Consider the following 20,945-nt stretch of genomic DNA (forward strand, 5'->3'; position numbering starts at 1 on the left):
ATTGAGCAGGACTGCATCATCCAATGAAAACTACCCGTTTTTTCTCGAAAAATACCTAGATTTTTTAAATTTAACTCCAAAAATGATTGTATAAAAAACTATACATTAATTTAAAAATAATATATTCGCAATTCAATTAAATAAAACCAGTCACAAATGGCCAAATTATTAATTATTGATGATGAGCGGGCGATAAGAAGCACCTTACGCGAAATTTTAGAATACGAAAATTATGACGTTGAAGATATTGATAATGGTATCGATGGGCTCGAAATGATTAAGAAAACAAATTTCGACCTCGTACTTTGCGATATTAAGATGAATAAAATGGATGGTATGGAAGTGCTAGAACAGGCACAACTTATTAAACCAGATTTACCTTTCATCATGATTTCGGGCCATGGAACAGTTGAAACTGCGATTGAGGCCAGTAAAAAAGGGGCTTTCGATTTTATTTCTAAACCACCAGATTTAAACCGTTTATTAATTACTGTTCGTAATGGTTTAGACCGTGGAAATTTAGTTACCGAAACCAAAGTTTTAAAGAGTAAGGTTAGTAAAACCCGCGAAATTTTAGGTGAATCGGAAAGCATTTCTAAAATAAAGGAAACCATTGAGCGTGTTGCTCCTACTGAGGCTCGTGTTTTAATTACAGGTGCAAATGGTAGCGGTAAGGAATTGGTTGCCCGTTGGTTACACGAAAAATCAAATCGGGCTGATAGTCCGCTAATTGAAGTAAATTGTGCAGCAATTCCATCAGAATTAATTGAAAGTGAATTGTTTGGACATGAAAAAGGTTCATTTACTTCAGCAGTAAAACAACGTATTGGAAAGTTTGAATTGGCAAATGGCGGGACATTGTTTCTGGATGAGATTGGTGACATGAGTCTTTCAGCACAGGCAAAAGTTTTACGAGCTTTGCAAGAGCATAAAATATCTCGTGTTGGTGGCGAGAAAGAAATTGAGGTTAACGTTCGCGTTTTGGCGGCAACCAATAAAGATTTGTTAAAAGAAATTGAGGATGGTAATTTCCGTATGGATTTGTACCACCGATTGAACGTTATTAAAATCCACGTTCCGCATTTGACAGAACGTACCGATGATATTCCGGTGATAGCGCAAAACTTTTTAGAGCGCATTTGCGATGATTATGGAATGCCTGTTAAGAAAATTAATGAAGGTGGAATGGCAGCGCTGCAAGCCTTACCTTGGACAGGAAACGTACGTGAGTTGCATAATATGATTGAGCGTTTAATTATTTTAAGTGATAAGGTTATTACTGAAAATGATGTGAGAGCTTTTGCTAATCCTGGTGGTGGTACAAATATTGGAGCAGCGACGAGTGCACAAATTGCAAGTGCAAGCGGTGGCTCTGCTTTATCATCATCTTTCGATAGTTTTAATAATTTTCAGGATTATAAAGACCATGCTGAAAAGGAATTCATTAAGTTTAAACTAGAGAAAAATAATTGGAACGTTTCTAAAACAGCAGATGAGATTGACATTCAGAGAAGTCATTTATATAGTAAAATTGAAAAATTTGGCTTGAAAAGGGACACTGCTTAGTGCCTTCCTGACAGCATTCATAAATATTTTACCAGCAAGTTGAAAAAGAAAAATTACGAAAAAAGAGTTGAGGATTTAAATTTCCCCAACTCCTTTTTTTTTGACAATACTATCCATTTTAAAGACTGTTGCAATGCTTACTTGGGTAGAAAAGCCAGTTAAAGGTTAGCGTTTTTTTGGGAGGAAATTGGTTATCCCATATAATCATTTTGTCTCATCAGCAATGCCCTATATTTATTAAAAATGGCTGTTTTAGAAACAAAACCTTTGTATCTGTTGGTCTCATCAACCACAGGCAAAAGCCACACATTCTCCTGCTCCATTTTTTGCAAAACTACTTTCAAATCATCGTTTTCGAGTATAATATTCGGTGCAGACTGAACCAAATTGGTAGCCATCAAGTTTTCCTTATCAGTATTATTAACCATCTCGCTAAAGATATCTTCTATATAAATGATGCCTTTAAAATCTCCTAACTCATCTGTAACCGCACAAATATTTTTATGCGACTGAATAATTTCGTTCATTTTTAGCGAAATTAAATCGTCCATAAGTAACTGAGGATATGTTTTTTCTATCAGATATTTCAATTTCATCTGATTCAAAACTGTTGTATCCTTATCCTCATGAGATAACAATTCACCTTTATCAGCCAAAACTTTAGTATAGATAGAATGTTTTTGAGCACTACGGTTAATGGCGTAAGAAATTGCCGTAGTAATCATCAAAGGAACCATCAAAATGTAGCCTCCGGTAATTTCAGCAATTAAAAAAATACCGGTAAGCGGTGCATGCATAATTGAACCTAATGCAGCAGCCATGCCTGCAACAATGAAATTAGAAACATTTAAATGTGCTATGCCTAAAGTGTTCACGGTGTAGGCGAAAATGAAACCAATCAATCCACCCATAATTAAGCTTGGCGCAAATGTACCGCCATTACCACCGGCACCTAAAGTAATTAAGGTAGCCAGCGATTTCATAAAAATAGTAACCACTGTAAACAAAATCACCAATGCTGGAATGGTGTTGTAATCTTCGAAAATACTATTGTTGATTACAGCTAGATAATCGCCTCTCAATAAGTTTTTCATCGTGATATACCCTTCCCCATAAAGTGTCGGGAACAGAAAAACTAAGAAACCAAGCATTAAACCACCAACAATGACTTTGGTGTATGGATGTTTTATTTTATAAAATAAACCTTTAACGGCATAGTTGGCTTTGGTGAAGTAGATAGAAAACAGACCGATTAAGCCGGCTAAAAGCACATAATAAAATAACGCATTTACTTGCCAGCCTTCGGTTACTAAAAAGAATAATTGCTGGGTATAGAATAACCTTGCTACAACTGCAGCAGTTGCGGCAGATAATAATAGCGGAATAAACGCCGGGATAGTAAATTCTGGCAATAAGATTTCGATAGCGAAAACAATACCCGCAACCGGACTGTTAAACGCCCCTGCTATACCTGCGGCAGCTCCACAGGCAACAAGCATTGTAATTTCCCGATAAGATAAACCCAAAAAACGACCGAGATTTGAGCCAATTGCCGATCCACTTGTTACAATTGGTGCCTCCAATCCTGTGGAACCACCAAAACCAACTGTAACCGCGGCAGTAATTATTTGAGAATAAATATTATGTGCCTCAATCTTACTAGAGTTTTTAGAAATGGCATACAACAATGGCGTTAGGCCTGTTTCGAATTTACTTTTCCTGATAAAATACTTGATGTATAAAACCGTGAGGAAAATACCAATCATTGGAAAAATAAAATATAGGTAGTATTTATATTTCCAATGCCAATCTGATTGAAGAAATTCTTCTATGTGATGCGTTAAACTTTTTAATGCTGCAGCAGCCAATCCAGCTAGTATGCCTACAATTATCGCCAGTATAACTAAGAAATTACGGTTTGATATTTTTGATTTTCTGTATTGGTTAATCTTATCAAGGTAATTTACAAAGCGGATGTACATGCTATCGGGTTTTAGTAGAGAGCGAATGTTCCAAATGTAGCTAAATGTAAGCGCTGAGGCAACGTTTAATGTCCTTATTTAAGCATCAAATTTATCTAAAAGCTTAATTAAGGTTGCGTAATCTTTCGGGTAAGGTGCATCAATTACGATGTCTTTATCATCCATGCCTTTAAAAACCAAATGCCTTGCGTGCAACGCAAAACGTTTCATAATTGGTTGTTCTTCTTCGCCTTTGCTTAATTTATATCCACGTTTTATTGATGAAAGAAAAACCGGTTTCCCTTTATACATTTCATCACCAACAATAGCAGCTCTTTGCGTAGCCAAGTGAATACGGATTTGGTGCATTCTACCAGTAATTGGCTTACATTCTACCAAAGTGTAATGCTTATAATATTTTAACGAATCGAAAATGGTTTCTGCTCTTTTACCTTCTGCTCTATCGATGGTTACATTCTTGTTTCCATCATTTAAAATTGGTAAATCAACCAGTAATTTGTCAAAGATTACATGACCATCAACCACTGCATGGTAAGTTTTATCAACCTTTCTTCGCTCAAACTGCATAGAGGCATGGCGATAACCTTCCGGATTTTTAGCAATAATTAAAGCGCCAGATGTTTCCTTATCCAAACGGTGACAAACCTGTGCATCATCACTGTACTGCTTAGCTAAACGCAAAACATTGGTTTCACCCGAACCACCTCTTTCATCAAGCGAGGCTAAAAATGGAGGTTTGTTGATTACGATAAAATCGTTGTCTTCGAAAAGAATAAGGTCTTTAAAATTAGGGTATTTCAAATTGCAATATTATTGATAAGCCGCAAAAATACGGATTTTATTTTAGTGATAGTAGATTTACGAATGAGCGATTTGCTTAAATGTTTGGTAAAACCTATTGAGAATATCAGTAGTAGATTAATTTGATGCGATTCAATTTAAATATTTATAAGTTTTGTGCAATTACAAAACCACTCGACCACGCCCATTGAAAGTTGTAGCCGCCTAACCAACCCGTCACATCTAAACACTCGCCGCCAAAAAATAAATTCGGAATTTTTTTACATTCTAAAGTTTTCGAAGAAATTTCATTAGTATTGATTCCACCACGCATAACTTCTGCTTTATCATAACCTTTATCGCCAGCTGGTTTTACCTTAAATTGATGAATGGTTTGGGCTATAGAATCAATTTCCACTTTCGTCAAAGATGCAACCGGTTTATTTACCGGCAAAAACTTACCTAAAGCATCAGTAAATTTTTTGGTGTAAAAACGGTTTAATAAAGTTGATAGTAATGTTTTGCCATTCAATTTGCGTTCTTCATCCAACAATTGGGTAATATTATAATTTGGTAATAAATTGATATTTACCACCTCGCCCCTTTTCCAGAAAGACGAAATTTGCAATATAGCAGGACCACTTAAACCCCAATGGGTAAATAAAATGTTTTCTTCAAAAGAAATATCATCGTTGCTTACTTCGCATAAAACCGAATTGCCAGATAGCTGAGCAAACCATTCTTCATCTTTTCCAGTAATTGTTAATGGTACCAAAGCTGGGGCGGTTTCTACAATTTTTAAACCATTTTTGCGAGCAAAGCGCAAAGCAAAATCTGTAGCACCCATTTTCGCAATTGGCAATCCTCCCGTTGCAATAACCAACTTTTCTGCTGTAAGAATTACGTTTTTACCATTCTTATCGTAAGTAATCTTAAAACCCCTATCCAAAATTTCAATATCTTTAACATCTGCATTACACCTAATTTCCTGGCCTAAATCTGCACAGATTGAAGTAAAAACTTCCACAACATCTTTTGCATTTTTGTCGTCGGGAAACAATTGACCTAAAGTTTTTTCTTTTCCGCTAATGCCATACGTTTCAAAAAAACTAATGGTATCATCAACAGTAAACTGAGTAAAAGAAGATTTGATAAAATGTGGATTGTTTGAGATAAATTGCTCTGCAGATGCAAATTGGTTGGTGTAATTACAGCGACCACCACCTGAAATTAAAATCTTTGCTCCAGGTTTTTCATTCCTCTCTAGCAAGATTACTTTCTTTCCTAAATAGCCAGCCTGCACGGCACACATTAATCCGCAAGCACCTGCACCAATAATTATTGCATCAGCATTCATCAATAAATTTATTATGGTTACTTTTGTGCAAAAGTAGCATTATTTTCAAGCGCATGGCAAAACAGATTAGCGAATTAAAAGTAGGTATTTTAGGTGGTGGTCAATTAGGCAGAATGCTCATTCAACAGGCAATTAATTATAATGTTAATTCTTTAGTTTTAGATCCCGACCCTGATGCACCTTGCAAGCATATTGCAAACTATTTCGAAAATGGTTCAATTACTGATTTTGATACCGTTTACAACTTCGGTAAACGAGCAGATATCATTACAATCGAAATTGAAAAAGTAAATATCGAAGCTTTAGAACAGCTTGAAAAAGAAGGTAAGCAAGTATTCCCTCAATCTAGAGTAATTCGTTTAATTCAGGACAAAGGCGTTCAAAAACAGTTTTTTAAAGAAAATGATATCCCAACTGCTCCCTTCCAAATCGTAAATACGAAAGAAGACATGGAAAATAGCCACATTCCATTTCCTTATATTTTAAAGTTAAGGAAAGATGGCTATGATGGTAAGGGCGTTATGAAAATTAATAATGCTGATGATTTGGACAAAGCATTTGACGCACCTTGCATTATCGAAAAACTAGTCGATTTTGAAAAAGAAGTTGCCGTAATTGTGGCGAGAAATTCAAATGGCGATATGAAAACTTTTCCAATGGTGGAAATGGAATTTAATCCTGAGGCAAACCTAGTTGAATTTTTAATTTCACCATCTACATACGCAGAAAGTTTGCAACAGAAAGCAGAAAACATCGCTAAAAATATTGCTTCAGGAATGAACATCACAGGGATTTTAGCAGTAGAAATGTTTGTTTGCAGGGATGGGGAGATTCTGGTGAATGAGGTTGCACCTAGACCGCATAATAGTGGGCACCATACTATAGAAGGCAATTATGTATCACAATTTGAGCAGCATTTACGTTCAATTTACAATTTACCTTTAGGCGATACAAGTAGTATAACCAACGCCATTATGATAAACTTGCTTGGAGAAAAAGGTTCGGAAGGAGTTGCTCAATACCAAAATTTAGAGAAAATTTTAGCTATAGATGGCGTGTTCGTACATCTATATGGTAAAAAATATACGAAACCGTTTCGTAAAATGGGCCACGTAACTATTGTAGATATTGATAGAGAAAAAGCCATCGAAAAGGCTAGATACGTACAAAAAACATTGAAGGTAATTGCTTAAAGGTTTAAAGAGCAAAGAATAAAGAACAACGATTTTAAAACTATAAGAGAAAAACATATGAGTGCTGAAAATTCGAATTCCTTTCCACAAACAACCGCTTTAGTTGGAATAATTATGGGTAGCAAATCAGATTTGCCTATAATGCAAGATGCTGCTGATGTTTTGAAAGAATTTGGAATCAATTATGAAATTACAGTGGTTTCTGCGCATAGAACTCCTGAACGTATGTTTAATTATGCTAAACAGGCTCATAATAGAGGAATAAAAGTTATTATTGCAGGTGCAGGTGGTGCTGCTCATTTGCCGGGAATGGTGGCATCAATCACTACATTACCGGTTATTGGCGTTCCTGTGAAATCTTCAAACTCAATAGATGGATGGGATAGTATTTTATCCATATTGCAAATGCCAAATGGCATTCCGGTTGCAACAGTTGCGTTAAATGCGGCTAAAAATGCTGGTTTGTTAGCAGCACAAATTCTAGCAACAGCCGATGAATCTATAACTGTTAAAATGCAGGCCTATAAAGATGATTTGAGGAAAAAAGTTGAGGAGAGTGCGGAAAGTTTATAATGATAAAAGAGAGGTCCAAAGTCAGTCTCAATATCTTCTGACTTCGGACCTCCGACTTAACAGTTTAATTCAAACTTGGGTCTGTAGGAAAATTGCTTACGTGAGCATATTTAGGACTTAAATTTACAATTACATCCCTCCATAATTTTTCATCATCGCTCCCAAAAATAATATCAGGATGAGAAACATCGCTCACCATCCAGGCATTTTCTTCAATCTCTTTAACTAACTGACCTTCATCCCAGCCAGAATATCCAATAAAAAATTTAACCTCATCTTCTTCAATAGCATTAGAATTGATAAGTATTTTCAAAGTTTCGAAATTACCGCCCCAATAAATACCATTGCCAATTTCCTCCCCACTTTGCATTTTATCAAAACTCCTGTGGATGAAGTGAATGGTATCAACACCAACAGGACCGCCGAAATAGATTTGATTACCTGCTTCCCACAAATCTTTTACAACATCTTTTAACAACAAATTTCCAAATTGGTTAAGTATGTAACCAACTGAACCTACATCGCTATGTTCTGTTAGTAAAATTACCGATCTTTTAAAATTTGGGTCGGCCATGAAGGGCTCAGAAATAAGTAATCGGCCAGTTTTTGGTTTTATATTATTAAGCATTACGATTATCGTTTGAAGCACCATAAAAGATGCCTATTTTTGTTTATGCAAGTTACAAATGAATTTCTACAAAACCTGCGCCAAGATTATAAAAGCGCAACGTTGGATGAAGCTGACGTAGATAATAATCCAATAAATCAATTTAAAAAATGGTTCGATAATGCTGTTGAAGCCGAAGTTTACGAACCTAACGCAATGACTTTGGCTACCGCCGATAAAGCAGGAAAGCCCGATGCCAGAATTGTATTGTTAAAAGGTGTAGATGAAAACGGATTTAGATTTTTCACAAATTATTTAAGTGCTAAAGGCAAGGAACTAAAAAGAAATCCCTATGCAGCTCTGGTTTTCTTTTGGTCTGATTTAGAAAGACAAGTTAGGGTTGAAGGAACAGTAGAAAAATTAGACAAAGAAACTTCGGAAGAATACTTTATCACCCGACCAGTTGCCAGTCAGATTGGTGCAGTAGCTTCGCCACAAAGCCAAATCATTCCAGACAGGAAATTTTTAGAAGAAAAATTTGAAGATTTAAAGTTAAAAAGTAATAACAAAAACATCGCAAAACCTGCACATTGGGGTGGCTATATTGTTAAACCTACCCGAATAGAATTTTGGCAAGGTAGAAGAAGCAGACTTCATGATAGAATAAATTTTGAATTAGTTAAAGGCAGTTGGGTTAAAACAAGATTAGCCCCATAGCATTGGTATAAATGTAAAAAAAGATTTAGCATGCGGTCAAAATCTCTTCTTTACACTACTCAATAACAAGCAAAATTCTATTTCTATTAATAAAACTTAAACCAAATGATAAATAATATTTCTGTAATAGGTTCTGGAACAATGGGCAATGGTATTGCGCACACTTTTGCTCAATTTGGTTATTCTGTAAATTTGATAGATATTAATCAAAGTGCATTAGACAAAGCTTTACAAACTATTACCAAAAACCTTGATAGGCAGGTTGCTAAAGGAACACTTTCAGAACATCAAAAATCTGAGACTTTAGCAAATATTAAAACGCATACAAACATTGAAGCTGGTGTAAAAAATGCTGATTTAGTTGTTGAGGCAGCAACTGAAAATGTAGATTTAAAGCTTAAAATATTCAAGGATTTAGATGCCTTTGCTCCTGCTGAAGCAATTTTGGCATCTAATACATCGTCAATTTCTATTACTCAAATTGCTGCTGTAACCAATCGTGGCGATAAAGTAATTGGAATGCATTTTATGAATCCTGTTCCGGTGATGAAATTAGTAGAAGTGATTCGTGGGTACCAAACTAGCGATGAAACCACTGATACCATTATGACACTTTCGGAAAGTTTGCAGAAAACACCTGTTGAAGTAAATGATTATCCTGGTTTTGTAGCCAACAGAATTTTAATGCCGATGATTAATGAAGCAATTTATACACTTTACGAAGGCGTTGCAGGTGTTTATGAAATTGATACCGTAATGAAACTAGGTATGGCACACCCGATGGGGCCACTTCAACTAGCCGATTTTATCGGCTTAGATGTTTGTTTGGCTATTTTAAAAGTGCTGCATGATGGATTTGGTAATCCGAAATATGCACCTTGTCCGCTTTTAGTAAATATGGTTGCTGCAGGCAAAAAAGGTGCAAAAACTGGTGAAGGTTTTTACACTTATACATCAGGTTCAAAAGATTTGATAGTTGCCAACAAATTTAAGAAATCCTAATTTTTTTAGCATTAAATTTTATATTTGCTGTATGAACGAAAATCTTGACCCTGAAGCGAGCAACCTAACCCCTACCGATAGAGATATTGAAAGGGTTTTGCGACCACAAGCTTTTGAAGATTTTACGGGACAAGAAAAAGTAATGGAAAACTTACGGATTTTTGTTCAGGCAGCAAAACTGCGTGGTGAAGCATTAGATCACGTTTTACTTCATGGTCCACCGGGGTTAGGAAAAACAACCTTATCGTATATTATTGCCAACGAAATGGGCGCCGGAATAAAAGTTACATCTGGCCCTGTTTTGGATAAACCTGGAGATTTAGCCGGTTTACTAACTGGTTTAGATACCGGAGATATTCTTTTCATTGATGAAATTCACCGCTTATCTCCGTTGGTAGAAGAATATTTATACTCGGCAATGGAAGATTTCAAAATCGACATTATGCTGGAAACTGGACCAAATGCTCGTTCGGTACAAATATCTTTAAATCCTTTTACGCTTGTTGGTGCCACTACCCGTTCGGGTTTACTTACCGCACCATTACGTGCTCGTTTTGGTATAAATGCCAGATTGGCTTATTACGATGCGAAATTGTTGACCACTATTGTTTTGCGTTCATCAGATATTTTAAAAACACCAATTAATGATGAAGGTGCTTACGAAATAGCAAGGAGAAGCCGTGGAACACCTCGTATTGCCAATGCATTGCTTCGTAGAACCAGAGATTTTGCTCAAATAAAAGGAAATGGAAACATCGATACCGAAATAGCCCGTTACGCTTTAAACGCACTTAACGTTGATGAGCATGGTTTAGATGAAATGGATAATAAGATTTTAGTGACCATTATTGATAAGTTTAAAGGTGGACCAGTTGGATTAAAAACCATCGCAACTGCCGTTGGCGAAGATGAAGGTACAATTGAAGAAGTTTACGAACCATTCTTGATTCAGGAAGGTTACATTATGCGAACTTCTCGCGGAAGAGAAGTAACCGAAGCTGCTTACAAACACTTAAAGAAAATCTACCCAGGGCAAACCGGAAAGTTGTTTTAAGGTAGGATTTGAGCTTTTTGTTTTGCAGAAACTTTGTTTTTAAACGGGATGATAGCGATATCCTTTTTTGATATTCCTTCGACAAGCTGAGGATGCCAATGCCAAAAAAGATATAGCGAACAGCCCGGCTGTATTAACAAAAGAATTTGTTGCTTTCATTTTCAAAAACTCTCATCAAATTTTAGACTTTATTTTTACAAACATTAAATGCATTTATCCGTTGGATAAGTGTAAAACCAACAAATTATGAATATTGAATTACGTAAGTTAACGCTCGAAGATTATGCCGATTTAAAAGATTCTATGACCCAGGCTTACGATAGTATGGGTGGTTCTATTTGGCCAAAATCAAGCATCGCTAAACTTTTAAATATTTTTCCTGAAGGTCAGCTTTGCATTGCAGTAGATGAAAAGGTTGTAGCATGTTCTTTAGCCATCATTGTGCAATACGACGAATATGGCGACAGGCACACATACAAATTAATTACTGGCGATTACTCTTTTACCACACACGACACAAATGGAGATACTTTATATGGGATTGAAATTTTTGTTCACCCCGATTTCCGTGGTTTACGTTTAGGCAGAAGATTATACGAAGCCCGCAAGGAGCTTTGTGAAAGTTTAAATTTAAAAAGTATTATTGCAGGTGGCAGAATTCCGGGTTACCACACGTACTCAGAAACTTTGACACCAAGGCAATACATCGATAAAGTTAAGGCTAAGGAAATTTACGATCCTACGTTGACGTTCCAGATCTCTAATGATTTTCACGTTAGAAAAGTTTTAAAAAATTATCTCCCAGGTGATAAAGAATCAAAAGAATACGCAACCCTGATAGAATGGAATAATATTTACTATCAAGGTATTGATGCTTCTGCCCGCTCAGCTATGACCATTAGGTTAGGTTTAGTACAATGGGAAATGCGTTTGTTTCCAGATATGGATGCATTTTATGAGCAGGTAGAATTTTTTGTTGATGCGCTAAGTGGATACAAATCAGATTTCATCCTATTTCCCGAGTTATTTAACACGCCACTGCTTCAGCCATACAATCATTTACCAGAGATTGAGGCGATGCGTAAACTTGCTGAAAAGACTAAGGAAATTGTAGATAGAATGCATGAATACGCATTGAGTTACAATGTGAATATTATTACTGGTAGTATGCCTTTACTAGAAGGAAACAAACTGTATAATGTTACTTATTTGTGCCACAGAACGGGTAAAATCGATGAATATCGCAAAATTCACATCACCCCTAACGAACAGAAATACTATGGGATGATTGGTGGAGATAAGGTAAAAGTTTTTGATACCGATTGCGGTAAAGTGGGTATTTTAATCTGCTATGATGTTGAATTCCCGGAGCTTAGCAGAATTTATGCAGACCAAGGAATGCAAATTCTTTTTGTTCCATTTTTAACGGATACTCAAAATGGATATACCAGGGTAAGACATTGCGCACAAGCAAGAGCAATTGAAAATGAGTGCTATGTTGCAATTGCAGGTTGCGTTGGTAATTTACCTAAAGTGAATAACATGGATATTCAGTTTGCGCAATCAGCAGTATTTACGCCGTCAGATTTTGCCTTCCCTACAAATTCTGTAAAAGCAGAAGCAACGCCAAATACGGAAATGGTTTTGGTAGTAGACGTGGATTTACATTTGCTGGATGAACTACATCATTATGGTACGGTAAAAATTTTGAAAGACAGACGAACAGATTTGTATCAAACAAAATTGCTGAAATAAAAATAGACAAAAAAAATGCCGGTCACATCACTAACCGGCATTTTAAATTTACTAAAGCTATTATTTTCGAAGTACGAACCAAACAATTAGGCCGATTATTACTGCAACAGGCAAAATCCATTTTAATACAGAACCCGCTCCATTTTCATCTTTCTCAGTAACTGCAGGTTTTGCAGGACCAGGATTATCTTTGTGACTTTCGTAATCTTTTTCTATCGGTTTCGGAGCTTCTCCGCTTTCGGTATGTTTTGGATCTACATTTTCCATTATCTAAAATTTTATCGCGTAAAATAAACTTTATGATTTCTGATGTTAATTAGATTTCAAAAGTTTGGGTTTATTAATTTAGTTTCAAGAGAACAACAAGCAATAAAGCAAAAGGTTTTAAATCTAAGCCCTATCTTTGTATATTAATGTTTAACAATTCTTCAAAATATAGCCAGCTAATAAAAGATGAAGCCATAAGATTGGGCTTTATCGGATGCGGAATTTCAAAAGCAGAATTTTTAGAAACCGAAGCGCCACGATTAGAGCAGTGGTTAAATATGAACCATCATGGTGAAATGAAGTACATGGAAAACTACTTCGATAAAAGACTAGATCCACGGTTGCTGGTAGATGGCGCTAAATCTGTTATATCACTTTCGCTAAATTACTATACTGATGATAAACAGAATGATCCGGAAGCTCCAAAAATCTCAAAATATGCATACGGACAAGATTATCATTCGGTTATCAAAGAAAAACTTAAAGCGCTATTAATTTTTATCGAAGAAAATATAGGAGAAGTTGGTGGAAGAGCTTTTGTTGATTCTGCACCTGTTTTAGATAGAGCTTGGGCGCAACGTTCGGGCATTGGCTGGATTGGAAAAAACTCTAATTTGATAAGCAAGCAAAATGGTTCATTCTTTTTCTTAGCCGAATTGATTGTCGATCTAGAGTTGGATTATGATAGCCCTTTTCATACAGATCATTGCGGCACATGTACCCGATGTTTAGATGCCTGCCCTACTGATGCCATTATCTCGCCCCAGGTTGTTGATGGTTCCAAATGTATATCTTATTTAACTATCGAACTAAAAAACGAAATACCGGTTGAGTTCAAAGACAAAATGGACAATTGGATGTTCGGATGCGATATTTGTCAGGATGTTTGTCCGTGGAACAGATTTTCTAAAGCACATAATGAAGATGCATTTAAGGCAGACAATGGTTTGCTTGAATTAAATGCAAAAGAGCTAACAGAAATTACGGATGAGGTTTTTAGAAAGGTTTTTAAGGGTTCAGCTGTAAAACGAACAAAGTTTGCAGGTTTAAAAAGAAATATTGATTTTTTGAAATCTACTGAATGAAATTAAAGTAACTGTGAGGACCGAAACAATTTTATCGTATTAAAATTACTTGATTAACCTCGCAGTGACTAAGAATTAATTTACCGAAAAACTATTATCAGATTTAACTTTATCAGGCGTATGCGGATTTCCCATCACAACCTTATTTAATTTTTTAGTTGTTTTAATTTCAATGGTAGTTTGGTTGTTTCCTTTTTCCCAAACACCTATTGTACTGTGATTTTTTTCTGTAGACGAATCATCATAAGTAAGCATCAAATCTATCGGTAAAGCTTTGACGCCTTTATTTTCCACCACTATTGCATAGCCCGAATCTGTTTTCGTTACAGATTTTATAGACATATCAAGCACTCCGCCATCAAAAAACCAGGGTTTCCAAAACCAATTTAAATCTTTTCCACTTCCTTGATTCATGCTATAAAAGAAATCGTAAGGCATGGGGTGTTTGCCATTCCAGTTTTTAATATAATTATGTAATGCTTTGGTAAACAACTCATCACCCAAGTAATCTTTAACAAAAAGATAAGCTAGACCAGGTTTCGGATAGGAATTTGTAAATGATCCTGAACCTTTTAAATCTGGTGTTAAAGTCATTATTGGCGAATCATCTTTTCCACCAGAACTCGAGGCCGTAGGTTGAATACCATATTCATCAACAATGGATGAATCAATCATAGGAGAGATCAGCCACTCACCTATCGTTGCCCAGCCTTCATCCATCCAACCATATTTGGTTTCGTTAATACCCATGTAAAAAGGAAACATGGTATGAAAAATTTCATGGTCGGTTAGCGTAATTACATCTTCGCGTTTATCAACCGGGTTATCATTTACCATCATTGGATATTCCATTTGATCTAAACCATCAAAAACAGTTTCGTGGTTATAAGGGTAAGGCCATTTCGGAAATTTATAACTCATTGCCTCTACAGTTTTACGTGCAAAATCAATTACTTCGTAGTAATCTTTGTGTTTAGGATTAAAAACTGCATCAACCCGAGTACGTCTTTTTGTTAATGAATCGACAACCAAACTTGATGATTTCCATAGATAATGATCGCTCAATGCAAAAACGAAATCGGTTACGTTTTTAGCTTCAAATTTAAAAGTATTAAAGGGCTTAGTTTGCGTCACTCTTTTAGTAGCTAGGTCGGCTTCCGTAATTACATCAATTACGGCGTCGTTCTTTTCTGCCGAAACTATTCTGGATACGATTTCCTTTTGAAAAACATCAGAAGCATTTTTTAAGTCACCTGTAGCCCAAACGCCGTAACCTCCGGGAACAGTTACTTCCGCATTAAAATTATCAAAATCATTATAAAACTCTTCTGCACCTGTGTATGGATATTTATTCCAGCCATCAACATCATCATAAACCGCAATTCTCGGAAAGAAGTAAGCAACAAAATGTGAACCTTCATCTACCTGACCTGTACGCATGTGCGAACCCTTATTTAAAGTGTAGTTGTAGGCTATTGCAAATTTGATGGTTTTACCAGGTAAAACGGACGGAACTTTTACAGTCATGTTCGTCCCATCTACATTAAAATCTTTTATATCCTTTCCGTTGGCATTTAATTTTTCTATAGTGACACCTTCACCCAAATCAGCTTCGGCAAACCGAGCTTTTCGAGGTGTTCCTTTTTTATATAGATTTGGATAAAGTTTAAACCAAATTTCTTTTAAAGTATCCGGACTATTATTGGTATAAACCACATCAACAGTTCCTTTTAACAATCGACTAATTGGATTAAAATCAACTTTTAACTTATAATCAGAGTGGTTTTGAAAATAATTTTTTCCAGGTTTACCATCTAAACTTCTTGTGGCTTTTTGATAAGTATTTTCAAAAACCGGCGCAATCGGAAGTGTTACCTGAGCATTTAAATAGAATGCTGATAATATTAAAACACTAAAAATTTTAATTGATTTCATTAAAAAATAATGGGGATAATTTAAAAACAAATCTACTTTCCGAATTTCATTTTCAGCTGCTCCAACATATCTGTATTGATTGGTTCTGCTGGTTTTTCTACTGGCTTTGGTTTGTTGTATTGCGGTTTGTTATACTGCGGTTTATTTGCCGGGGCAGGATTTTGTGCTTTTGGTGCTTTATTTTCGTTCTTTTTAGCATTAAATTTTGCCCATTCTTCATCCAGTTTTTTCTTTGTATAAAGCGGGAAATCACCTTGCTTCATCCATGCATAGTAACTTGGTTCTACACTAAAAACTTGTTCTGTAGTTTTGCCTTTATGCTTTCCAAAATTAAAACAAACTTCATCGTTATCGTTGTAAACCAACCTTCCGGCAAAATCTACCGGTTTATTAATATTAGTAAAAATATGTAACGCGTCTACATCGTTAACAACCGGGATACTTTTTACACCTTGTTTGCTTTCAAACTCGGTTTCTTTATACATATCCAGCTGACCAAGCAAAACTTTATACGTTGCAATAACATCGGCTTCAGCGGCATGTGCATTTACCAAATCATCATTGCAATAAAATTTATAAGCAGCCTTTAAAGTGCGTTGTTCCATCTGGTGAAATATATTCTGCACATCAACAAACTTTCTTCCCGTCATATCAAAATTAACATCCGCACGTAGAAATTCTTCAAGCAACATCGGAATATCAAATTTATTCGAATTGTAACCAGCCAAATCGCTTTCACCTAAAAATTCGGCAATTTCTGCTGCCAGTTCTTTAAAGGTTTTCTCGTTTGCTATGTCTTCATCATAAATACCATGAATTAATGAAGTTTGCAACGGAATAGGCATTTCTGGATTAACACGCCAAGTTTTTATCGTTTCCGTTCCATCGGGCATTGCTTTTAAAATTGCTATTTCTACAATTCTATCAGCACCAACATTAATACCTGTTGCCTCTAAATCGAAAAAAGCTAAAGGGCGTTTTAAATTTAATTTCATTGTTTATGGATGTAATTTCTGATATCAGATATCTTTAAATATTTCTATAACCAAAAGTGCTAAAAAGGTTTGGTTACTTATGTAAAACAGACTCATAATTTTGAAATATAATTAGCAATTTATTTTCGAATACAGCGCCGTAAATTTAAATTGCGGTTAATTAACTATCAAATAAATGAAGAAAATCTTCTTGCTCTTACCTCTCCTATTTACTTTTCTATTTGTTAGCGCACAAAATTTTCCTTTTGGTGCAATAACCTATGATGATCAAAACTTTGATAGAAATAAACTTGATAGCAATGCGAATGCCATCGTATTGAAAGAATTTGGAACATCAACCATTCAAATTAGCGATAAAACATCAGGAACTGAGTTGATTTTTGAGTATCATGTTAAGATTAAAATCTATAATAAAGAAGGTTATGATCAGGCAAATATTGTTATCCCGACTTATAAAAATGGCACCAGGGAAGAATATATAAATACCATAAAAGCTTCAACATTTAATTATGAGAATGGGCATTTCGTAGAATCTATTATGGATAAGAAATCGATATTTACCGAAAACAAAGGCAGATATACGGTTTTAACAAAATTTACTTTACCCAATATTAAAGATGGTTCGATTATAGAATATAGCTATCGATTAGAATCGCCTTTACTATTTAACTACAAAACCTGGGCCTTTCAAAGCGATATTCCTAAAGTGTACAGCGAATATTTAGCATTTATTCCGGCCATTTATAATTACAATGTATCACTCCGTGGATTTATAAAACTTAGCGATACCAAAAGTGAACTTTCTAGAGAATGTATGCGCATAAATGGTGTGCCGATTGATTGTTCTAAAATTTGGTATGTGATGAAGAATGTACCTGCATTTGTAGAAGAAGATTATATGACTGCTGCAAGCAATTATAAATCGGCAATTTATTTCGAACTATCCGACTGGGAAATGCCAGATGGACGAAAGCAAAGCTATACCAAATCGTGGAAAGATGTTGATTATGAGCTTACAACCGATAAATCTATCGGCGGACAAATGAAGCGTAAAGACATTTTTAAAGATGTTATTCCATCAATTACCAAGGATGCAAATGATGATTTAAGCAAAGCAAAAGCAATTTTTAATTACATTAAAAAACAAATGAAATGGAATAATGGCTATGGAATAAGCAGTGAAGATAATATCAAAAAATCATTAGATACGCACTCTGGAACGGTAGCCGATATTAACTTAGGATTAATTGCAGCACTTTCTGCGGCGAATTTAGATGCAGAAGCCGTCATAATCTCGACCAGAGAAAATGGAATTGTAAATAAGTTGTATCCAGTTATAAGTGATTTTAACTATTTAATTGCAAAAGTAAATATTGCTGATAAAAGCTACCTTTTAGATGCTACAGAACCGTTATTACCTTTTGGACTATTGCCTCTTAGGTGCATAAACGACCAGGGAAGAGTTTTAAATCTTAAAAAACCATCTTATTGGATGGATATAACTGCAGCCCAAAAAGCATCTACAAGTTATATTGTGGATGTTCAAATGGAGGTTGATGGCAAGGTTAAAGGCACCATAACTACGCATAGCTTTGGATATGCTGCATTTAATAAGCGCCAAGAAATTAAAAAATTCAGTTCGCCTGATGAGTATGTAGAAAAACTAGATGAACGCCTACCGAAACTTCAGATTTTAAACCACGAAATAAAAAATATCGATAGCGTTGAAAACATTTTGACCGAAATTTATGAAGTTGAGTTCTCTAAAATGGCTGATGCAAGTAAAGACGAATTTTATTTCAATACCTTTTTTATAAATCCAGTAGCAAAAAACCCTTTTAATTTAAACGAAAGAACCTATCCGGTTGATTTAGGTTCCGCTTCTGAAGAACGAATTAGCATTAGGCTTGCTTTGCCAGGAAAATATGATATGGTAGAAAAATCTCAAGACCTAGCTATTGGCTTGCCTAATGCCGGTGGAAGATATTTGGTAAAAACATCTATAGAAGATAATGTGATAAGTTTTAATCAAATTCTGCAGTTTAATAAAGCTATTTATCAAGCAGATGAATATCCATATTTGAAAGAATTTTACAGCAAGATCATTCAAAATCAGAAGTTTGATATACTATTAAAAAAAGTTAAGTAATGCTGAAATTGATTTGCTCTATCTCGTTGATAATTTGGTCATTATTTGCCTGCGCACAGGATAACTATGATGTAGATTTGATACCATCCAATTTAAAAAATCGTGCAAACGCAATTGTTCGAAACGAAGAAAAGGTTGTAGACATGCGTTCTACAGATAACGTAATGCTATCGGTAAAGAAAGCCATAACTGTAATAAACAAAAACGGAGAAGACGAAGCAAGGTTGGTTTTGTTTTATGATAAAAACACATCTATAAAAGGAATAAAAGGTGAAGTTTACAATGCTGCGGGTATTTTAACAAAAAAATTTACCCAAAGTAATTTCAGTGATGAAAGCGCTGCAGATGGGTTTTCGCTTTTTGTAGATAGTAGGGTTAAACATTTCCTACCAAACGAAAATATTTATCCTTTCACTATCGTTTACAACTATGAAATAAGATTTAAACAAAACCTAATCATTCCAAATTGGGTGCCAAAAACAGCCGATGATGTTGCTGTGGAAAAAAGCAGTTATACATTTATTTGCAAACCAACTGATGAACTCAGAATCAAAACTCAAAGTTATGCTGGCCAGCCAGAAGAAGTAATTAATGATAAACAGAAATCACTTTATTGGAAAGTCAATAATTTGCCTGCTGTTAAATCCGAACCATATCGTCCGAATGCAGAAACTTATCAAACAAGTATTAAAATTGCGCCAAAACAATTTGATTATTACAACCATAAGGGAAGTTATACCAACTGGAATCAATTGGGTAAGTGGGTTTATGATGATTTACTTAAAGGGCGTTCCGCGCTATCGCCATCAACAATAGCAACGATAAATGAATTGGTTAAGAATGAAACCAACGATAAAGCAAAAGCACAAAAAATATACGAGTTTATGCAAAATAAAACCCGTTACATAAGTGTGCAAATTGGTATTGGTGGTTTCCAACCGGTTGCCGCTGCTGATGTTGACAGACTTGGTTACGGAGATTGCAAGGCATTGGTAAATTATATGCAAAGCCTTTTGAATGTAGTTGGTATTGAATCTTACTATTGCGTTGTAGAAGCTGGGAATGAAAAAATTAGCCTCGACCCTACTTTCGCAAGCATGGTGCAAGGCAATCATATAATTTTATGTATGCCGTTAAAAGGAGATACAACTTGGTTAGAATGTACCAACCAGAAAATACCGTTCGGCTTTTTAGGTGATTTTACTGATGATAGAATTGTATTAGCTTGTACATCAGAGGGTGGGAAATTATTAAAAACTCCAAAACTGGAAGCCCAAAACAATCGTCAGATACGGTATGCAGATTTAACAGTGCTTTCAAATGGCAATGTAAAAGGAAAAATTAAAACAGTTTATACTGGCGCTCAATACAATAACATGAATGATGTTGTAGGGAAACCTTTTGTAGAACAGCAAAAACTTTTAAGCCGTGTTTACAATATTGATAATATAGTTTTCAGTGCAGTGAATTACGTCCAAAAGAAAGATGCATTTCCCGAAACCGAAGAAAATATTACTATTTTTTCAAGAAATTATGCAGCTGTGAATAATGATAAAATGCTTTTACAACTTAATGCTTTCAATGTGAAAAGTAGTATTTCAGAAGTGAAAAACAGAATTCAACCCGTGTATATTAACCGAGGTTTTACGGATATAGACACTATAGTTTACAATTTGCCAACGGAATTATTAACGGATAAGCTAGCTGAAAACGATAAAGCTTTTAAAAATCAGTTTGGCGAATATATTTCAAAATCAACTCTAAGTGGAAATAAGTTAACGTACTATAGAAAACTTGTTGTAAATGATGGCACTTTCCCGGCTGAGGATTATGCAGCATTTTCTAAATTTATTAATGACGTAAATTCTGCAGACCAGAACAAAGTGATACTTAGCTTAAAAAAATAATTCCGAGCGTTATTCCAATTA

General features: G+C 35.2%; 17 protein-coding genes. 10 read left to right on the forward strand and 7 right to left on the reverse strand.

What is annotated here, in order from left to right; genetic code table 11:
- The first annotated feature begins 156 nt into the window (after nucleotides 1-156).
- A complete protein-coding gene (locus D7004_RS12570; protein ID WP_123206194.1) occupies nucleotides 157-1,566 on the forward strand; it encodes a sigma-54-dependent transcriptional regulator in 1,410 nt (469 codons plus the stop codon).
- Between the two features lie 191 nt (nucleotides 1,567-1,757).
- Here the strand turns inward: D7004_RS12570 and D7004_RS12575 are convergent, their stop codons facing one another.
- The 3 genes from D7004_RS12575 to D7004_RS12585 all read right to left on the reverse strand — a co-directional run bounded on the left by D7004_RS12575 (nucleotide 1,758) and on the right by D7004_RS12585 (nucleotide 5,685).
- Complete coding sequence (locus tag D7004_RS12575) at nucleotides 1,758-3,548, reverse strand: chloride channel protein (protein WP_123206195.1); 1,791 nt, start codon at nucleotides 3,546-3,548, stop codon at nucleotides 1,758-1,760.
- A gap of 78 nt (nucleotides 3,549-3,626) precedes the next feature.
- Entirely contained in the window at nucleotides 3,627-4,349 is a 723-nt protein-coding gene (locus D7004_RS12580; RefSeq protein ID WP_123206196.1) for an RluA family pseudouridine synthase, read from the reverse strand.
- Nucleotides 4,350-4,494: 145 nt separating this feature from the next.
- Nucleotides 4,495-5,685 carry a BaiN/RdsA family NAD(P)/FAD-dependent oxidoreductase gene (locus D7004_RS12585; RefSeq protein WP_123206197.1) on the reverse strand — a complete coding sequence of 397 codons (1,191 nt, stop codon included), beginning with the start codon at nucleotides 5,683-5,685 and terminating at the stop codon, nucleotides 4,495-4,497.
- A gap of 53 nt (nucleotides 5,686-5,738) precedes the next feature.
- Here D7004_RS12585 and D7004_RS12590 point away from each other — a divergent pair, with 53 nt between their 5' ends.
- Together D7004_RS12590 and purE are read left to right on the forward strand one after the other, a co-directional pair.
- Complete coding sequence (locus D7004_RS12590; RefSeq protein WP_123206198.1) at nucleotides 5,739-6,878, forward strand: 5-(carboxyamino)imidazole ribonucleotide synthase; 1,140 nt, start codon at nucleotides 5,739-5,741, stop codon at nucleotides 6,876-6,878.
- A 57-nt stretch (nucleotides 6,879-6,935) separates the two neighbouring features.
- Entirely contained in the window at nucleotides 6,936-7,451 is a 516-nt protein-coding gene (gene purE, locus D7004_RS12595; protein ID WP_123206199.1) for a 5-(carboxyamino)imidazole ribonucleotide mutase, read from the forward strand.
- A 64-nt stretch (nucleotides 7,452-7,515) separates the two neighbouring features.
- On the opposite strand, the gene D7004_RS12600 is transcribed toward purE, so the two are convergent.
- Entirely contained in the window at nucleotides 7,516-8,079 is a 564-nt protein-coding gene (locus D7004_RS12600; protein WP_123206425.1) for a YqgE/AlgH family protein, read from the reverse strand.
- Nucleotides 8,080-8,124: 45 nt separating this feature from the next.
- On the opposite strand from D7004_RS12600, the gene pdxH reads away from it, so the two are divergent.
- The 4 genes from pdxH to D7004_RS12625 all read left to right on the forward strand — a co-directional run bounded on the left by pdxH (nucleotide 8,125) and on the right by D7004_RS12625 (nucleotide 12,586).
- Nucleotides 8,125-8,775, forward strand: coding sequence for a pyridoxamine 5'-phosphate oxidase (pdxH, locus tag D7004_RS12605; RefSeq protein ID WP_123206200.1), 651 nt, complete (start codon nucleotides 8,125-8,127; stop codon nucleotides 8,773-8,775).
- A 105-nt stretch (nucleotides 8,776-8,880) separates the two neighbouring features.
- On the forward strand, nucleotides 8,881-9,777 hold the full coding sequence (locus D7004_RS12610) for a 3-hydroxybutyryl-CoA dehydrogenase (RefSeq protein WP_208646834.1): 897 nt from the start codon (nucleotides 8,881-8,883) through the stop codon (nucleotides 9,775-9,777).
- Between the two features lie 31 nt (nucleotides 9,778-9,808).
- Nucleotides 9,809-10,831: a Holliday junction branch migration DNA helicase RuvB gene (ruvB, locus tag D7004_RS12615; protein ID WP_123206201.1), complete on the forward strand. Its 1,023-nt coding sequence runs from the start codon at nucleotides 9,809-9,811 to the stop codon at nucleotides 10,829-10,831.
- A 246-nt stretch (nucleotides 10,832-11,077) separates the two neighbouring features.
- Nucleotides 11,078-12,586, forward strand: a complete 1,509-nt coding sequence (locus tag D7004_RS12625; RefSeq protein WP_123206203.1) for a carbon-nitrogen hydrolase family protein — start codon at nucleotides 11,078-11,080, stop codon at nucleotides 12,584-12,586.
- Between the two features lie 60 nt (nucleotides 12,587-12,646).
- On the opposite strand, the gene D7004_RS12630 is transcribed toward D7004_RS12625, so the two are convergent.
- The gene (locus tag D7004_RS12630; RefSeq protein ID WP_123206204.1) at nucleotides 12,647-12,853 is read right to left on the reverse strand and encodes a hypothetical protein; all 207 of its coding nucleotides are present in this window, start codon (nucleotides 12,851-12,853) and stop codon (nucleotides 12,647-12,649) included.
- A 146-nt stretch (nucleotides 12,854-12,999) separates the two neighbouring features.
- Here D7004_RS12630 and queG point away from each other — a divergent pair, with 146 nt between their 5' ends.
- Nucleotides 13,000-13,938, forward strand: coding sequence for a tRNA epoxyqueuosine(34) reductase QueG (queG, locus tag D7004_RS12635; protein WP_123206205.1), 939 nt, complete (start codon nucleotides 13,000-13,002; stop codon nucleotides 13,936-13,938).
- Nucleotides 13,939-14,013: 75 nt separating this feature from the next.
- On the opposite strand, the gene D7004_RS12640 is transcribed toward queG, so the two are convergent.
- Together D7004_RS12640 and D7004_RS12645 are read right to left on the reverse strand one after the other, a co-directional pair.
- Nucleotides 14,014-15,873 (reverse strand): M1 family metallopeptidase, encoded by a 1,860-nt coding sequence (locus tag D7004_RS12640; RefSeq protein ID WP_123206206.1) that lies wholly within the window; start codon nucleotides 15,871-15,873, stop codon nucleotides 14,014-14,016.
- Nucleotides 15,874-15,905: 32 nt separating this feature from the next.
- Nucleotides 15,906-16,868, reverse strand: a complete 963-nt coding sequence (locus D7004_RS12645) for a 3'-5' exonuclease (protein WP_123206207.1) — start codon at nucleotides 16,866-16,868, stop codon at nucleotides 15,906-15,908.
- Nucleotides 16,869-17,043: 175 nt separating this feature from the next.
- On the opposite strand from D7004_RS12645, the gene D7004_RS12650 reads away from it, so the two are divergent.
- The gene (locus tag D7004_RS12650) at nucleotides 17,044-19,017 is read left to right on the forward strand and encodes a DUF3857 domain-containing protein (RefSeq protein ID WP_123206208.1); all 1,974 of its coding nucleotides are present in this window, start codon (nucleotides 17,044-17,046) and stop codon (nucleotides 19,015-19,017) included.
- Nucleotides 19,017-20,924, forward strand: a complete 1,908-nt coding sequence (locus D7004_RS12655; RefSeq protein ID WP_123206209.1) for a DUF3857 domain-containing protein — start codon at nucleotides 19,017-19,019, stop codon at nucleotides 20,922-20,924. The genes D7004_RS12650 and D7004_RS12655 overlap by 1 nt, the downstream gene beginning before the upstream one ends.
- The last annotated feature ends 21 nt before the right edge of the window (nucleotides 20,925-20,945 follow it).

The sequence above is a fragment of the Pedobacter jejuensis genome, from assembly GCF_003725795.1.
In the GTDB taxonomy this organism is placed as follows: domain Bacteria; phylum Bacteroidota; class Bacteroidia; order Sphingobacteriales; family Sphingobacteriaceae; genus Pedobacter; species Pedobacter jejuensis.